Raw genomic sequence first — 15,822 nt, 5'->3', positions numbered from 1 at the left:
GTCTCCCACCGTCGTAATCGACCAAATAATGACAGCGTCGGCTGGGAATCAACCTGCGGGTGCTCTCGTGTCTGCTAACCCCGGGCCGCCAAAGGTAGTCTGGTCCCGACCAGGCGGGGCGCCTACTACCGTGCTCGCTTCGCCCTCGTGAACTCAAACCGTGTGCCAGCGCCGCACGCACGGATGCCCCACCGCATAGTGAGTGGGATTCACAGCATCCAACGGAGACAACAATGGACCTCAGTACCGTGACCCGTATCATCCCGGCTCGAACGCGCAGCGACCTCATCGCGCTCGGGCCGACCGTCGTACCGTTGGCCGGGGGATCCGAGCTGTTTGCCGACCCGCGCGCCCACCTCAGGGCACTCGTCGATTTGCAGACCCTGGGGTGGCCGGCGCTCACGATTACCGAGGATGGTCTCGAGATCGCGGCAACATGCACTCTGGCCGAGCTCTCCCGGCTGCCGATGCAGGCCGGGTGGGCGGCGCATCCGCTTTTTTATCAGTGCTGCACGGCCCTGTTCGGCTCATTCAAGGTGTGGAATGTAGCGACGGTCGGCGGCAACCTGGCCACCTCGCTTCCAGCCGGGCCCATGATCACCCTCGCCGTCGCGCTCGATGCCGAGCTGCTGGTCTGGCGCGGCGACGGCAGTGACGAGGTCGTACCGGCTCGACAGTTCGTCACCGGCAATATGACCAATGCGCTCGAGGCCAATGATGTGTTGCGTTCCATTCGAGTGCCGCTGACCTCGCTGCAGGCCACGACGGCGTATCGCAAGATTGCCCTGTCACCGCTCGGACGCTCGGGCGCGGTGTTGGCCGGGCGGGTCGACGCCGACGGTGTCTTCGTGCTCACGGTCACGGCGGCGACGCTGCGCCCCGTGCAACTGCGGTATTCGGAACTGCCCGCCGCCGACGTTCTCGCCGGCGATATTGCCGCGATCGACTGCTGGTTCACGGATGCCCACGGCCCCGCCGACTGGCGACGCGCGATGGGACTGCTGCTCGGCGAAGAGATTCGCGCCGAACTCGCCGCCTCGACCGACGTCGCAAGTCAGTCATGACGCTGGAACAGGCCGCGATGGTCGCCACCGTCACCTTCGAGGTCAACGGCACCCGGGTCGAGGCGACGCCCGCTGCCGGCCAGTGCCTGCGCACGCTGTTACGGGAGCAGGAACACTTCGAGGTGAAGAAGGGCTGCGACACCGGCGACTGCGGCGCCTGCACGGTGCAGGTCGACGGCACACCAGTGCACTCCTGCATCTACCCGGCGTACCGGGCGGCCGGAAAGCAGATCACGACCGCGGCCGGCCTCGGCCAGCCCGGCAATCTCGCGCCCGTGCAGCAGCGTTTCGTCGATTCCGCGGGCTTTCAATGCGGCTTCTGCACGCCCGGCATGGTCGTGACCGCCGCCGCCATCGAAGCCGATGCCGACACCGAACCGGGCGAGTTGCCGCGACTGCACGACCTGCCCCGACTGCTCAAGGGCAACCTCTGCCGGTGCACAGGCTACCGCTCGATCACCGACGCAATTACCAGCCAGCACACCCCGCCGGAAGGCTCTTGCCACGTGGTGCCCGGGCGCGAACAGTCGGACGCATCAACGCTCGGCCGGGTGCGTGCGACCGGCCGAGCTGGCCAGGCCGTCGGCCCGGTCGGCACCTCCTCCGGGGCGATCGCCGGAGAACGCGTGGTCAGCGGGCTCGAGCCGTACACCCTCGATGTGGCTATTCCCGGGCTGCTGCACCTTGCTGTGCTGGGCAGTCCGCACGCGCATGCACGCATCCGCTCTCTAGATGCCACCAGGGCGGCCGCACTGCCCGGCGTGCACCGCGTGCTCACCCACGCCGACTCCCCCGCGACGCTGTTCTCCACGGCACGGCATGAAAGCCGATTCGACGACCCCGACGACACCCTGGTCTTCGATGCGACGCTGCGCTTTCGCGGACAGCGGGTTGCGGCGGTCGTGGCCGACTCGATCGCCATCGCCGAGGCCGCCTGCCGGCTGCTCGAGGTTGAATACGAGCTACTCGATGCCGTGTTCGACCCGCAGTTGGCCGGTGCTCCCGGTGCGCCGCTCGTGCACGGCGACAAGGACCCGGTCGTGTCGCGCCTGGCCGACCCTCGGCGCAATCTGGTCGCCGAACTGCACGGCGAATACGGCAACGTCGAGGCCGGCCTCGCCGAGGCCACCACCATCGTCTCCGGCAGCTGGCAAACCCAGCGCATCTCGCACACCCACCTCGAAACCCACGCCACAATCGGCTGGCTCGAGCAGGGCCGGCTGAACTTGCGCACGAGCTCGCAGGTGCCGTTTCTGGTGCAGAAGGAGATCTGCCGTCTGTTCGACCTCGAACCGGCCGATGTGCGCGTCTTCACCGCCCGGGTCGGCGGCGGCTTCGGGGGCAAGCAGGAGCTGCTCACCGAAGACCTCGTCACCCTCGCCGTGCTGAAAACCGGGCGGCCGGTGCAGTACGAATTCACCCGCACCGACGAGCTCACCATCGCCCCGGTGCGGCATCCCATGACGCTGGACGTCACCCTCGGAGCCACGGCCAACGGCCGCCTGACCGCCCTAAAACTCGGCGTGCTCGCCGACACCGGCGCCTACGGCAACCACGCGCCCGGTGTGATGTTCCACGGCACGAGCGAGTCCGTCGCGCTGTACAACGTGCCCAACAAACAAGTGGATGCCCAGAGCGTCTACACAAACAACCCCCCGTCGGGCGCCTTCCGCGGCTACGGCCTCGGCCAGATCATCTTCGCGATCGAGTGCGCGCTCGACGAACTGGCCCGCAAACTCCACGTGGACCCGTTCGAACTGCGCCGACTGAACTCGGTGCGGCCCGGCGACCCGCTCGTGGTCACGCACGAGGAAGGACCCGACCTGATCTTCGGAAGCTACGGCCTCGACCAGTGCCTCGACCTGGCCGAAGCGGCGCTGAAGCGCGGCAATGGGGCCGTCGTTCCGGCCGGGCCCCCGTGGCGGGTCGGTACCGGCATGGCGTCGTCGATGATCGCGACGACGCCGCCGCGCGGCCACCGGTCGCAGGCATCCGTTCAGCTGCTCGCGGGCGGCCGCTATCTGGTGCGGGTCGGCACGACCGAATTCGGCAACGGCACCACGACCGTGCACGCCCAGATCGCCGCGACGGCCCTGCACACAACGGTGGACCACATCGATTTGGTGCACTCCGACACGGATGCCGCCGGCTACGATTCCGGCGCGTTCGGCTCGGCCGGGGTGGTGGTAGCCGGCAAAGCCGTGCTCGCCGCGGCGACCGCGCTGGCCGAGACGCTCGGTTCAGCCGCGGCGTCGCGCAGTGGGTCGGCCGACGTGACGTGGCAGCTCGAACGGGATGGGCTGCGCGCGGCGGGCACGGTCGTCTCGCTCGACCAGCTTGCCGCCTGGGCCACCGCCAACGACATCGATCTGACCGCCACGCGGCGCGAAGACGGAGCGCTGCGCTCCCTGGCCTTCAACGTGCACGCCTTTCGCGTGGCCGTGAACACCGACACCGGTGAAGTGCGCATTCTGCAGTCGATCCAGACCGCCGACGCCGGCTTCATCATGAATCCCGAGCAGTGCCGCGGCCAGATCGAGGGCGGCGTCGCGCAGGCGCTCGGTACCGCCCTGTTCGAGGAGGTGCTGCTCGACGGCGCTGGCGCGGTGACGACCCGGGTGCTGCGCAACTACCACGTTCCCCAGCTGGTCGACCTGCCGGTCACCGAGGTCTACTTTGCGCAGAGTCACGACGTGCTCGGGCCTTACGGCGCCAAGTCCATGAGCGAATCGACCTACAACCCGGTCGCGCCGGCGCTGGCCAATGCGGTGCGTGACGCGATCGGCATCCGTCCCACCGAGTTGCCGATGTCGCGAGACCGCATCTGGCGGTTGCTGCACGGTTGAGCGGATGCTGCGGGCCCGGGTCGCGTAGGCCGGCTCGCGTTGGGCGATGGTGGCCTCGACAGGCTCGACCAACGGGTGTGGCAGGTCGCGTGGGCAGGCTGCGTCGGGCGATGGCGGTCTCAGGAGCAAAAGCGGCCTGATGCCGGCATCAAGCAGATTCTGATGCCCCAGTTCGCGCTCATACACTCTCTCGCGCTGCAGCAGACGCTGTACCGCATGGGCGAGGCCGTACTGGAGGCGTATCCGTTCATCGCCGAGATTCGGCTGTCGGCGCCGATCAAGCATCACTTTCTATACGACCTGTCGCCGTTCAACGTGGCGAACAACGACGAGGTGTACCACGCCGCCGACCGGCCCTACGGACTCATTCAGGCGACCATCACGCACGATGATGCGTCCGACGCCGGTCCCGCTTGGGATTCGTATGCCGGGCTGGTTTAGGTGCTGTGGGTGGCGCGGCGTGACGGGCCGACCGCACGAGTGGGGCTCGGTTTTGCCGGGCGGCTCGGCGACGTCCGGCCCGGTTCCGGTGGGCACCGTGCAAATCTGCGGAGAGTTTCACGAAATGGTGCCGAAATCGCCGATCTCCCAGGTTCGAGGCGATAATCTCCGTAGATATGTACGAAGCATCGGGTAGCGCGGTCTTCCGCGGCCACATCTTTCACATTGCCGACGCGCCGACCGTGGATCAGGCCCGTTCGCACCTCGTTTCGGTGCCCGACGGCGCCCTGGTCACGACGGCGGGCGGCACGATCGCCTGGGTCGGTCCCTTCGCCGAGCTGCCGACGGCGTTCGCCGCGCTGCCGGTGACCAGGACCGGGTTCATCCTGCCGGGGTTCGTCGACACCCACATTCATTTTCCGCAGACCTACACGACGGATGCCTACGGCGGCGGCCAGCTACTGGAATGGCTCGACGAGTGTGTGTTTCCGGCGGAGTCCCGGCTGGAAGACCCGGGGTTTGCGCGACAGGTGGCGCGGGATTTCACGAGAAGGCGGGCATCCGTCGGCACGACCAGCGCCCTCGTGTTCGGGTCGGCGTTTGCGCCGGCGCAGGACGCGCTGTTTGAAGAAACCCAGGCGGCCGGCCTGCGGCTGGTGAGCGGGCGCGGCATCCAGACCGTGGGCACCGACTCGGCCGCCACGCTCCTGACTAGCGAGGAGCAGGCTCTTGAGCTCGCGGCCGCCGAGATCGACCGCTGGCACGCCGTCGACACCGGTACGGCCCAGACCGCGCTGCTGCAGGTCGCGATCGTGCCGCGATTCAGCCTCTCGGTGACGCCGACAACCCTGGCCGGGCTCGGCGAACTCTACGACTCGGTGCGCGGGCGCGGCGTGTACTTTCACAGCCACCTCAACGAGAACGACCGGCCCGGAACCGGCGAGATCGCCGCCGTGCGATCGGTGTACGGCACGAAAACGTACCTCGACACCTACGACGGATGCTTCCTGCCGGGCTCAGCCCGCGGCGGCACGTCGCTGCTCGGGCGGCGCAGCATCCTGGCGCACGCCGTGCACTGCCAGGACTCGGAGCTCGCCCGCCTGGCCGACACCGGCACGTCGATCGCACACTGCCCGACCTCGCAGGGGTTCCTCGGCTCCGGCACCATGCCGTGGCGTCGCACAACGGGTTTCGGCGTGAACGTAGCGATCGGAACGGATGTTGGCGGCGGCGACGAATGGCTCGTCGCGCGGGTGCTCAACGACTGCTACAAAGCACATTTGTCGGAACCCGGCGAGGCCGGCGTGGCGATCGACCCGGCCGCGCTGCTGTTCACCGGAACCCTTGCCGGCGCGCGAGCCCTCGACATGGAGGACCGGTTCGGCAACTTCGATCTCGGCAAGGACGCGGACTTTCTGCTCATCGACCCCGATCGCTGGGAATCGCTCGCGCTCGTGCTCGCAAACGCCGTGCGGGCCGACGACGCCGCGCTGGCCGCTGAGCAGACCCTGTTCGCGCTGCTGCTCGCTTTACGGGAGCCCGCGATCACCGGGGTGTATGTGCGCGGTCGCCGGGTGAGCGTGGAGTAGTCGCGGGGTGGTGCATCCGCCCAAGACTCACGCCTCGGCGTTCGAAACTCACGGCTCGGCGCGGTCAGCTGCCTCGATAGGTTGAATAGGCGAACGGGGCGAGCAGCAGGGGTACGTGATAGTGCTCCGCAACGTCGGCGAGGTCGAACGTGATCGTCACCTCCGGGTAGAAGGTGTCTCGCCCGGCCTGCGCGAACCAGGCTCCGGTATCGAAGCTGATGCGGTACCGGCCGGCCGGCAGCGCCGCCGGGCCGAGCGCGGTGAGGCGCCCGTCGGCATCCGTTTCGCCGGTCGCGACCAACACCCACGCGGTGCCGACGCGCTGCTCCAGCGTGACCGCCACGCCCGCCGCGGGCCGGCCGGTGACGGAGTCGAGCACGTGCGTCGTGACGTGGCTGCGTGCCGCGACATCCGCAAGCTCCGGTCCCGGCCTGCGCGCCGCCCGCTCGGCGCCGCCCGAATCAGAAACACCCGGCCGAAACGGGCCTCATAGTCGCGATTGCCAGCCGCGAGCAGGGCAGCCAGCTCGGTATCGTCCGCGTCGGCGGAGGCCTGTTCCCGGCGGGAGAATTGCTGCGCAGCCCCGGCTCCGGTCGGCGCCTGACCGATGTGCGGATGCCCCGCGAGGGCTTCATCCACCTCCGCGCCAGACAGCGGGGTCGCGGCCCGCCGAGCGGCGTCGACCAGCGCACCGGCCTCGACGTAGGGGGCGCCCGCCGCGACCTCCTCGGCCCAGCGGTCGACGGCCAGGCAGGTGTGCCGGCGGTCGCGCAGCGCAGAGACCGAGAGAGTCAACATGGTGCCCAATCTACTCACCAGGGCGCCTCGAGTTCGTCGAGGTCTTCGTACACCTGCGTGATGGCGGCGATGCGGGTGCGGGTTTCGCGCACGTGCGCCCCCATCGCGCCGGTCGCGAGCAGGTTGATCAGGCTCATCGCCGTGGCATAGCTGTCGAAGGCCGAAGCGCTGTCGATCGGGCATTCCAGCCAGACCGCCGCGCCGTCGGCATGCTTGCGGGCCGACGGGTCGGCGATCAGCACGAGCGGGATCCCCCGCCGCTGGATCGCCGCGACCAGCTGCCCGAAGCCCGCGGTGCGGCGCCGAAAACCGAGCAGAACGACCACGTCGTGCGGGCCGAGTCCGGCCAGATCCTCGCCGATCGACTGCCCGGGCAGCGGCGCAAGCCGTACGCTCTGGCAGGCCTGGGCGAGTTGCTGGCGCAGGTGCAGGGCCAGCGGGTAGCTGTTGCGCAGCCCGATCACGACGACGTTGCCGGCGTGCGCGATCAGCCGCGCCGCGGCATCCAGTCGGCCGTCTTCGAGGTTTTGCAGCAGTCGCCGCAGGTTCTCCTGCTCACCCTCCAGGTGCGCGGCCAGGCGCGACGGCGTACCGGCGGAGGCTCCCGGCCCACCCACCGGGGCGCCGTGACTGCGCAGGGTGCGCGCGTGCTCGCGTACCTCGGCGGAATCCTGAAAGCCCAGCCGGCGAAACAGTCGCGACACCGTGGCCTTGGAAACACCGCTGAGTCGGGCCAGCTCCGACGCGTTGTACACTGCGAGGTCGCTCAGGTGATCGAGGATGAAATCGGCCACCCGCTGCTCCTGCGGCGACAGCTCGCCGTAGCGACCGTCGATGCGCTGCCCGATGTTCATCGTGTCGGTCACCTCAGAGCCGCACGTGCGTCGTACTCGGAGTCCATCTCGTCGGCGTCGTACTGGTCGGCCAGGGCCAGCACCGCTGCTTCGAACGCATCGAGCGCGACGGCCACGTCGGCCACGGTGACCGATTCGTCGGGGTGGTGACTGACGCCGCCGAGGCAGCGCACGAACAACATGCCGATGTCGGTGAGCGCCGCGATCGCCATGGCGTCGTGGCCAGCCATAGAGAACAGCGTCGGCGACGACTCACCACCAGCCAAGCGGATGCCGGTCGCCACGGCCGCCCGCAGGTGCGGGCTGCAGTGCGCGGCCGGTGCGCCGTGAGTTTGAACGCTCGTCAGCGTCAGCCCTCGGCGTTCGCAAATTTGCTCCGCCGTCTGCTCGATCAGGGCCCACGCCCGGTCTCGTTGCGGATCAAACTCGCCGCGCAGGTCGAGACTGAACTCGACCCGCCCCGGAATGACATTCACCGCGTCGGGAAAGAGGGCGAGATGACCGACCGTGCCGATCAGGTCCGCCTCGCGGGCGATGCGTTCGATCGCAAGAATGACCTCGCTCGCCCCGGCCAGGGCGTCTCGGCGCAGCGCCCACGGCGTTCCGGAGTGCCTTGCAGCCCCCTCGATCACGACCTGGAACCGTCGGGCTCCGGCGATCGACGACACGACGCCGAGCGCGAGGCCGGCGTCATCGAGTACCGGGCCCTGTTCGATGTGCGCTTCGAGGTAGCCGATCAGTTCGACCGGGGTGCGCGCGGCCTCGCCGATCAACGCCGGGTCGAGGCCGAACGCACGATAGGCCGCGTCGAGGCTCACACCGTTCGCATCGAGCAGGCCCCACCACTCGTTCTGCCAGGTTCCGGCCAGGGCGCGGCTGCCGAGCAGGGTGGTGCCGAATCGGGTGCCCTCTTCATCGCCGAAGGCGGCCACCTCAAGGGCGAACGGTAGGGGGCGACCCGACTGCGCGAGGCGTTCGGCCACCGCGATGGCGAGCAGCACCCCGAGGATTCCGTCGTACCGCCCCGCCGCAGGAACCGTGTCGAGGTGCGAACCGAGCAGCAGTGCGGGTAGCCCGGGGGTGGCTCCTTCGAGCCGACCGCACTGGTTTCCCGCGGCATCCTGCCAGGTGGCCAGGCCGGCCGCGGTCATCCACTCGGCGGCGAGGGCGTTCACGGCGGCGTGTTCGGGCGAGAGGTAGACCCGCTCGATCAGGCCGTTCGGCAACGAGCTGTGCCAGGCGAGCTCGTCGCACCGGTCGAGGATGTCGGCCGCGGTCGTCACAGGGCATCCTGTCGCGCGTTATCGGCGTACACATCGTAGGCGGCGCCCACACCGCTGCCACCCACAACGGATGTCCCGGCGCGGCGCAGCACCTGCTCGAGCGCGGCGAGGGTGGTCAGCACGGTGTACTGGCGGGCGTTGTAGCCCATGGTTCCGATGCGCCAAACTTTGCCGTGCAGTGGGCCGAACGAGGTTCCGATCTCGATACCGAAGTCGTTCAGCAGGGCCCCGCGCACGCTGTCGCCGTTCACCCCGTCGGGGATCACGACCGCGACGACGTTATTCATCTTGTGCCCGAGGTCACCAAACGTATCGAGGCCGAGAGCCTGTACCCCGGCCAGCATCGCGGCGCCGTGCCGACGGTGCCGCTCAACGGCCTCCGGCAGCCCTTCGTCCACGAGCAGCCGGGCGCATTCGCGGGCACCGTCGATCAGCGAAACCAGGGCGGCCTCGATGCCGGCCCGGGCGGTACCGTCCACGAGCAGCGTGTGCTCGTTCGTGGTGCCGAAGACGGTGCGGTAGAACGCTTGCGTCTCGGTCATGTAGCCGGTCATGGCGGGGTCGTACTGGCCCACCAGTTGTGCCGCCATGGCGCGCAGCACCCGGGGATCGGCGTTGATCGGGCCGGGACCCATGAGAAGTCGCGCGGGCGGATTGATCGGAAGACTGGAAATGTGTTTCACTCCCTCGGCATGGTGAAACAGGTGTTTCAGGTGCCCAGTTTAGGCAGCAGACGTTTCCTGCGCGTTACGGGGATGTCGTAGTGTTCAAACCCGGTGGCTCACCCGAGCGCGGTGGCCAGTTCCACTGCGGCATCCACGAGCGCCAGGTCGCTGAACCTCGGCCCGACCAGGCACAGCCCGAACGGGCCACCGCCCACCGAAAGCAGCGCCGCCGCCAGCGAAACCGGCCACGTCGTAGACGTCTTTGACGGCGACGGTCAAACCGTGCAGCGGAGCGTCGGTTTCACTGCCGGTTTCACTGTCGGATTCGCTGCCCACGAGGGGGTTGTCCAGGACCCGCCAAATGCTGGTGTCAAAGGCCGGCACTGCTGCCGAACGCATCGAATCAACCACGAAAGTCGGCCACTCGAATGCGGGCGTGCACGCCGGTGACACGGTTAACCACCTGCGAGATGTTGAAGTCGGTTGCGGCGCTGAGATAGGCGTATGCGAGGGTGCGATCCATGCCGTAGCGGGCGGCGAGCAGGTTGATTGCCGCCCGTACGCACTCGCGCACGGCCTCGTCGAGGTCGACGTTCAGGCCGGTCGGCACGAGAAAATCGCTCGTCTCGGCGAGTGGGCCGACGAGCGCGCCAAACTGTGTGAGGGCATCCGCTTGGCTGATCACGTCGAAGCGTACCCTGACGCGCAGCGACGCCTCCATGGCCGTGAGGGCGACCTCGCCGTCGCCCTGAGCCAAGTGCGGGTCGCCGACGTAGGCGAGCGCGCCCGGGACCTGCACCGGCAGGTACAACGACGATCCAACGGTGAGCAGGTTGATATCAAGGTTGCCGCCGTGCGCGCCCGGCGGCACGGAATGCGCCCGAACGTCGCCCGCGACGGCGACGCCCATGATGCCGAGGAACGGGTTCAGGGGAAACCGCACCACCCGGTCGCCGCCGGGCTGGAGCGGCAGTGTGCCCACTTGACGGCCCTCGTACTCCTCGACGGCCGCGAACACGCTCAAATTTTCGGTACCGAGCGGATACTCGCCCGGCAGGACGCCGCGACCGTGCCGGTTGGAGATGATTCCGTAGGGCACACGCGGTGTCGCCTCGAGGACGGTCATTTTGAGCAGGTCGCCGGGCATCGCCCCGCGCACGTGGATGGGGCCGGTGACAACGTGCGGGCCGTCGCTGCCCGGGTCGCGGTCGATGTCCGAGGCGGCTAGCGCGACGGCGTCGTCGAGTACGAATTCGCGCGGCACACCGTTTCGGCCGAAGAACGCGGCCGGGTCGCGGCCCTGATCTTCGAGCACCCCCTCGTGGCTGATCGTGTCGATGGTCAGTTCCTCGCCCGAGTCGACAGTGATCACGCCCACGTCCCGCGCGCACGGCAGACGCCCCCAGAGCACAGTATTGATAGTGGCCGGAAGATATTGCCCCGAGCGGATGCAGCCGCGCTGCGGCTGAAGGATCAAAGCGTTCATCGTGGCCTTCCAGACAAGCAGGTACCAAACAATGCGCCGAGCGACGCATCGTTGTTGATCCGCCGAGGGCCAGGCCGAATCGGAGTGAATTTCACGCGGCAGGGCGGAAAATATCGGGCTCTTCCTGCGAGCGTATAACGCCGCGGCCAGCGAAACGCCCAGTCACCCCCGTGGTGGGGGGATCGTGACCGTCGCAGGATTGGCCCGTACGATGGCAAGCATGCAGACGCCGCAGCCCGCCAGCCACGCCGCGGGGCTGGTGCTCGCCGCCGGGGCCGGTTCACGCTACGGTCAGCCGAAGGCGCTCGTGCACGACGCCGCCGGGCACTCCTGGCTTCGGCACACCATCGATGTCCTGACAGCGTCCGGCTGCTCCCCCGTGATCGTGGTACTGGGGGCGCGCGGGGCCGAGGCCGCGGCGCTGCTTACGCCTGCGGCATCCGTTCTAGTCGTGCAGGCCACCGATTGGGCCGACGGGCTCTCTGCCTCGCTGCGTGCCGGGCTGCTCTGCGCTCTCGAGCAGCCCGGTCTGACCAGCGTCGCCGTGGTTCCGGTGGATGTGCCCGACCTGAATCAGGCGACGATCGAGCGGATGATCGGCACCAGCACCGAGACCACCCTGCGCCAGGCCCGGTTCGCCGGGCAACCCGGTCACCCGGTCGTGATCGGCCGCGCACACTGGGAGCCCCTCATGGCTGGTGCGACCGGTGACTCCGGCGCCGGTCCCTATCTGCGCTCGCACGCGGCCGAGGCCGTCGAGTGCGGCGATCTAGGCACCGGAGTTGATGTCGACCGGCCGAACTGACCGGTTGTGTAGAGGGCCGGGCCCAGCTTAGGAAACCGGGACCATGATCTATCCTGGGCCCAGCTTCCGTGCCCGGTCCCGGAGAGAAGGGGCTAACCTCGGGCGGGCACCCGGGTGACTGCCGCGTAGGCGCGCGAGGCTCCGGACTGCAGGGTCAATGACACCGCGAGTAAGTCGAGGCGGGCGCGCGCGGAGCCGGTGAGGCGCAGCATCCGCTCACAGGCCTCCCGCAGGTCGAGAACGGTCGCGGTGTTGGGTGGCAGAGACGTGCCGAAGCCGACGTCGTCGAGGGCGGCCGCCCCGGCGAACTGGTCGGTTGAGAACGGGAGCACGACGAGCGGCACCCCCTCGCGCATCGCCTCGGTAACCGAATTATTGCCGCCGTGCGTCACGGCGAGGGCGGCATCCTGCAGCAGGCGCACCTGCGGCAGGAACCCGCGCACCAGCCAGGAGTCGGGGATGGGCCCGAGCACTGTGGGATCAGTCGCCCCGACAGCGAGAGCGACCCGCACCGGCAGGCCTCTCAGGGCGGCGGCAACGCGCGTGAGCACATCACCACGTACCGAGAGAAAACTTCCAAAACTGACGTAGACCACGGGCAGCGAATCTGCGGCCAGCCACGCCTCGACCTCGGGATCGACGGCTTCGGTGCGCACGGCGGAGCCGAGAAAGACGTGCGGCGGCAGCGCCTTGGTGCGCTCGGGGGCGTGCAGTTCGGCCGGGTAATTGAGAAGCAGCACATCGCCGCACTCCTGGAAGGCGTCGCGGCTCGGCGTCGCCTGAGGGTCAAGCTTATGCAGGGCGTCATTCCACTGGAGGGTGAACGAATCCCGCACAGCCTCACACTGCAATTCGAGCAGGGTGAGTTCAGTCGCATCGGGCGCGAACACGGCAGGCCAAGAAGGCGGGTAGCCATAGACCTCGGTTTCAACGGGCAAGGCCGACGGATGCCCGAGCACGACGTCGGCGTGCGGCACTCCGGCGCTGAGCAGGCCGAGCCGGGCACTGAAGGCGAGGTGGTCGACGATGATCTGGTCTGGCCGCACCTTGGCGACGATGCGCTGCACCTCGCGGGCGATCTCTACCGGATTGTAGAGCAGGTCGCTGCTGCGCGCCTTGGCTTGAAAACGCAGGGTATCAACCATGCCGCGGCGGGTGGCGTCGAAGAAGCCGCGCAGGGCATCGTCTTCACCGACGGGCTGCTGTTCGGCCCGGATCGTGCCGGGGTTGGAGCCGCGGCCCAGCTGCAGATTCTCCCGTTCGAACCCGAACGCGGTCACGATGTCGGCCGTCGCCGGACCGGTCGCCACCACGACGCGTTCGCCGGCCTGCGCCCAGGCGGTACCGAGCGTGGCGAGCGGGTACAGGTGCGAGGCGTAGTCCGGGCTGATGATCAGAAGGGTCACGACACGCTCAGTTCCCAGGCGATCGGCTCGCTGGCCAGAGCAACGTCACTGTAGACTTCCGTCAGGGTCGACGCCATGGCCTCGATGGTAAACCTGTTCGCGACCATGCTGCGAGCCCGTGCCGCGTTGGCGCCACCATGCGCTCCCGCCGCCAGGGTCAGCGCGTCAGTGATGGAGTGGGCCAAGGCGTCGCAGTCACCGGTGTCGACGAGCAACCCGGTCACGCCGTGCTCAACGTAGGTCGCCGGTCCGCCGCCGTTGGGGGCAACCACTGTGAGCCCGGTGGCCATCGCCTCGAGCAGTGCAATGCCGAACTCCTCTTTCATGCTCGCGCAGACATAGACGCCGAACGGAGCCGCGAGGCCGGGGCGTCCATAACGGGCGGCGGCAAGCCAGCGCGCGACGGTGTCGTTGGCGCGGTGTCCAGCCAGCAGCAGGCCTCGAGTTGATGCTTCGGCGCCCGCCACTGCTGCCTGCATGCGTTGCAGCTCGATGCCTTCATCCCGCGACGGATGCTCCAGGTCGCCACCCACAATCAGCAGGTTGCAGCGAGCCTGCAGTTTCGGATCGTTGCTCCACGCCTCGACCAGGGCGGCCATACCCTTGACCCGGTGCAGTCGGCCGACGCTGATCAGCAGCGGCAGTCCGCGCCGCTCGGACGGGAGCGTACCGAGCAGGGCGTCGAGCTGGTCGAAGGCCACGGCGGCCGGTTCGACGGCGGCCCGCGCGTGGGCGGCGCGGGAGACCAGCAGGCTGCCGCCGGTGAGGCCGAGCGAGCCGAGGGCATCCGTTCGCGAACGGTCGATCACTGCCAGGTCGATTCCTTCGGGAATGACGGAGTGACGTTCGGGGTGCGCATCGATGTCGATGCCGATCAGTCGTTCGATGTCCTGCTGCAGTTGCGGGCGCGGAAACAGCACTGTGTGGGCGGCATCCGCGGCGAGGCGCTGCACCAGGCGGGCGCGAAACCAGAAGTGTTCGACCGCGTCGACGGCGCCGAAATTGGCCCGGGTGAGCGCGCCGCTCGATTCGAGAGAGTCGATCACGCCGTGCGGGTCGGGTGCCACGGTGAACACCACCGGAATGTCGAGGTCGCGGGCGACCGTGGCCGCGGCGAGGCTGCCGACGTCGGCCATGCGCAGGTGAATGGCGTCGACCGTGCCGGCCGAGCGCAGAATACGACGGATGCCGCGCTGCGCGGCTACCCGGCGCGGCCACGCGTCGATCGACGGCACCGGACTACCGACGAACGGAACGGCCGCAAACGAGTGCCCGGGCTGGGTCGATCCGACGTCGGAGAGAGCGTCGAGCGCGTACTCGTGGGTGCCGCGGGAGATGGTGATGACCCGGTCGACCCCGGCTGCCGCAGAGTCCGGCCCCCCGGCCGGACCGGCGACGAGGGCGTCGCCGAGGCGCACCAGCAGTGTGGCGATGCCGCCATTGTCGCCGACGCCTACCTGAGAAAGCTCACCGTCGATGTCGGCGTGCAAGAACAACTGGGCGATCGTGGCGCTCTGGCTGCCGTGCTGCCACGATCCGCGCGGGGCCGCCGTGGCCGTGAGGTCGAACAGGGCCAGGCGGGCGACCGCGGCGAGTTCGAGGCTGTCGTCCGGGGCGTTGTCGTCGTGGGCTTTGTCATCGTGGGCCTCGTCGGGAGCCTCGGCACCGGGCGTGAGGGCATCAGCTTGGGATAGCGTGGAGAGCAACGACATGACGGTCGGTGTCGGGGCCCGGTCGCCGAGTGCCGCGATGGCGGCGACGCGAGCGTGCAGTTTCTCGGTGCGATCGACGGCGACGCGGCGCAGCAGGCGCTCCGGTACGCGCCCGGGGATAAGGCCGATGGTCTCGACCAAGCGGGCGCGGGCATCCGCTTCGCTCGTGCCGAGCAGGATGCCCTCGAGGAACAGGCCTACCTGATCTGCAGCGGAGGAGCCCCACTGCTCGAGGGTGCGCTGGGCGAGCATGCCGGTGAAACCGCCCTGCCGCACGAGTGTGACCAGCCCAGCAATGGCGTCGTAGCGGGGCAGCCGGGTGCCGAGCGCCCAGGCAGCGTGCTCGCGCAGGAACGCCGAGTCGTGGTGCAACAGGGCCACGAGAACCTCGTCGGCCGAGTCGTCGAAGACCTGGGCGAGGGCGTGCACCGCTGCAATGGCGGTGAGCTGATCGGCGGGGTCGGTCGCCGCCTGAGCCAGCAGCCGCACGGCGCGAACACCGCCGTCGCGTGCAGCCGCCACCGTGAGATCGTCAGCCCGACGGATGCCGTCGAGAATGGTGGCGGCAGAGCGCTGCTCGTCTAGGGCAGTGTGGGTGGCCACGAGCTTCTCCTCCCCGCGGACTTCTCCGCGGATCGATCGCGGCGATTCGGGCACGCCGCGAGTGAACGGGGCTTCCCTCGGCCAGTCCACGCCGAGAAACTCAGGAATCCGAGCACTGATGTGGCCGGAACAGATTTAGCTAGCTGAGTTAGCTAATTCCCCACTCGCCATCATGGCATGAATTAGGGCCTCAAAGCTGGGAGACTTCTCACATCGCCTGAAAGCGCCGGATTTGCAGCGAAATTCTCGATCCGTTGCCGGAATACGAAT

The 15,822-nt window shown here is 68.6% G+C and carries 11 protein-coding genes and 2 pseudogenes; 5 read left to right on the top strand and 8 right to left on the bottom strand.

The window, feature by feature from the left end; all coding sequences use genetic code 11:
* The first annotated feature begins 233 nt into the window (after nucleotides 1-233).
* The 4 genes from E3T35_RS05510 (at nucleotide 234) to E3T35_RS05495 (ending at nucleotide 5,940) form a co-directional block, all read left to right on the top strand.
* On the top strand, nucleotides 234-1,064 hold the full coding sequence (locus tag E3T35_RS05510; protein ID WP_166789846.1) for an FAD binding domain-containing protein: 831 nt from the start codon (nucleotides 234-236) through the stop codon (nucleotides 1,062-1,064).
* Nucleotides 1,061-3,910 (top strand): molybdopterin cofactor-binding domain-containing protein, encoded by a 2,850-nt coding sequence (locus E3T35_RS05505; RefSeq protein WP_241988741.1) that lies wholly within the window; start codon nucleotides 1,061-1,063, stop codon nucleotides 3,908-3,910. Before E3T35_RS05510 ends, E3T35_RS05505 begins: the two co-directional genes overlap by 4 nt.
* Nucleotides 3,911-3,985: 75 nt before the next feature.
* The gene (locus tag E3T35_RS05500) at nucleotides 3,986-4,351 is read left to right on the top strand and encodes a hypothetical protein (RefSeq protein WP_370449305.1); all 366 of its coding nucleotides are present in this window, start codon (nucleotides 3,986-3,988) and stop codon (nucleotides 4,349-4,351) included.
* Between the two features lie 176 nt (nucleotides 4,352-4,527).
* Nucleotides 4,528-5,940, top strand: a complete 1,413-nt coding sequence (locus E3T35_RS05495; RefSeq protein WP_134378100.1) for an amidohydrolase family protein — start codon at nucleotides 4,528-4,530, stop codon at nucleotides 5,938-5,940.
* A gap of 64 nt (nucleotides 5,941-6,004) precedes the next feature.
* Here E3T35_RS05495 and uraH read toward each other — a convergent pair.
* The 6 genes and pseudogenes from uraH to E3T35_RS05465 form a co-directional block, all read right to left on the bottom strand.
* Nucleotides 6,005-6,337, bottom strand: a pseudogene (uraH, locus tag E3T35_RS05490) (hydroxyisourate hydrolase); the annotation flags it as partial.
* Nucleotides 6,338-6,399: 62 nt separating this feature from the next.
* Nucleotides 6,400-6,738: pseudogene (locus E3T35_RS20165) on the bottom strand (2-oxo-4-hydroxy-4-carboxy-5-ureidoimidazoline decarboxylase); the annotation flags it as partial.
* Nucleotides 6,739-6,752: 14 nt separating this feature from the next.
* Nucleotides 6,753-7,604, bottom strand: coding sequence for a MurR/RpiR family transcriptional regulator (locus tag E3T35_RS05480; RefSeq protein ID WP_241987871.1), 852 nt, complete (start codon nucleotides 7,602-7,604; stop codon nucleotides 6,753-6,755).
* A complete protein-coding gene (locus tag E3T35_RS05475) occupies nucleotides 7,601-8,875 on the bottom strand; it encodes an allantoate amidohydrolase (RefSeq protein ID WP_134378099.1) in 1,275 nt (424 codons plus the stop codon). Before E3T35_RS05475 ends, E3T35_RS05480 begins: the two co-directional genes overlap by 4 nt.
* Nucleotides 8,872-9,510: an alanine--glyoxylate aminotransferase family protein gene (locus tag E3T35_RS05470; protein ID WP_134378238.1), complete on the bottom strand. Its 639-nt coding sequence runs from the start codon at nucleotides 9,508-9,510 to the stop codon at nucleotides 8,872-8,874. The genes E3T35_RS05475 and E3T35_RS05470 overlap by 4 nt, the downstream gene beginning before the upstream one ends.
* A 433-nt stretch (nucleotides 9,511-9,943) precedes the next feature.
* The gene (locus E3T35_RS05465; RefSeq protein ID WP_134378098.1) at nucleotides 9,944-11,026 is read right to left on the bottom strand and encodes an acetamidase/formamidase family protein; all 1,083 of its coding nucleotides are present in this window, start codon (nucleotides 11,024-11,026) and stop codon (nucleotides 9,944-9,946) included.
* 220 nt (nucleotides 11,027-11,246) lie between these two features.
* Between E3T35_RS05465 and E3T35_RS05460 the strand changes: the two genes are divergently transcribed.
* A complete protein-coding gene (locus E3T35_RS05460; RefSeq protein WP_134378097.1) occupies nucleotides 11,247-11,831 on the top strand; it encodes an NTP transferase domain-containing protein in 585 nt (194 codons plus the stop codon).
* Between the two features lie 92 nt (nucleotides 11,832-11,923).
* Here E3T35_RS05460 and E3T35_RS05455 read toward each other — a convergent pair whose 3' ends face one another.
* Both E3T35_RS05455 and E3T35_RS05450 read right to left on the bottom strand, forming a co-directional pair.
* Entirely contained in the window at nucleotides 11,924-13,237 is a 1,314-nt protein-coding gene (locus E3T35_RS05455) for a glycosyltransferase (RefSeq protein WP_134346675.1), read from the bottom strand.
* On the bottom strand, nucleotides 13,234-15,552 hold the full coding sequence (locus E3T35_RS05450) for a glycosyltransferase (RefSeq protein ID WP_134378096.1): 2,319 nt from the start codon (nucleotides 15,550-15,552) through the stop codon (nucleotides 13,234-13,236). The genes E3T35_RS05455 and E3T35_RS05450 overlap by 4 nt, the downstream gene beginning before the upstream one ends.
* Nucleotides 15,553-15,822: the final 270 nt, after the last annotated feature.

It is taken from the genome of Cryobacterium sp. TMT1-2-2 (assembly GCF_004403505.1).
Classification (GTDB): Bacteria; Actinomycetota; Actinomycetes; order Actinomycetales; family Microbacteriaceae; genus Cryobacterium; species Cryobacterium flavum.
Note: the sequence above shows the minus strand (reverse complement) of the source record. Positions and strands in the feature narration are given on the sequence as shown.

Bases quoted from the DNA above. Each gene is read 5' to 3' on its own strand.
- E3T35_RS05510 (WP_166789846.1), top strand. From the start codon at position 234: ATGGACCTCAGTACCGTGACCCGTATCATCCCGGCTCGAACGCGCAGC.
- E3T35_RS05505 (WP_241988741.1), top strand. From the start codon at position 1,061: ATGACGCTGGAACAGGCCGCGATGGTCGCCACCGTCACCTTCGAGGTC.
- E3T35_RS05495 (WP_134378100.1), top strand. From the start codon at position 4,528: ATGTACGAAGCATCGGGTAGCGCGGTCTTCCGCGGCCACATCTTTCAC.
- E3T35_RS05470 (WP_134378238.1), bottom strand. From the start codon at position 9,510: ATGGGTCCCGGCCCGATCAACGCCGATCCCCGGGTGCTGCGCGCCATG.
- E3T35_RS05465 (WP_134378098.1), bottom strand. From the start codon at position 11,026: ATGAACGCTTTGATCCTTCAGCCGCAGCGCGGCTGCATCCGCTCGGGG.
- E3T35_RS05460 (WP_134378097.1), top strand. From the start codon at position 11,247: ATGCAGACGCCGCAGCCCGCCAGCCACGCCGCGGGGCTGGTGCTCGCC.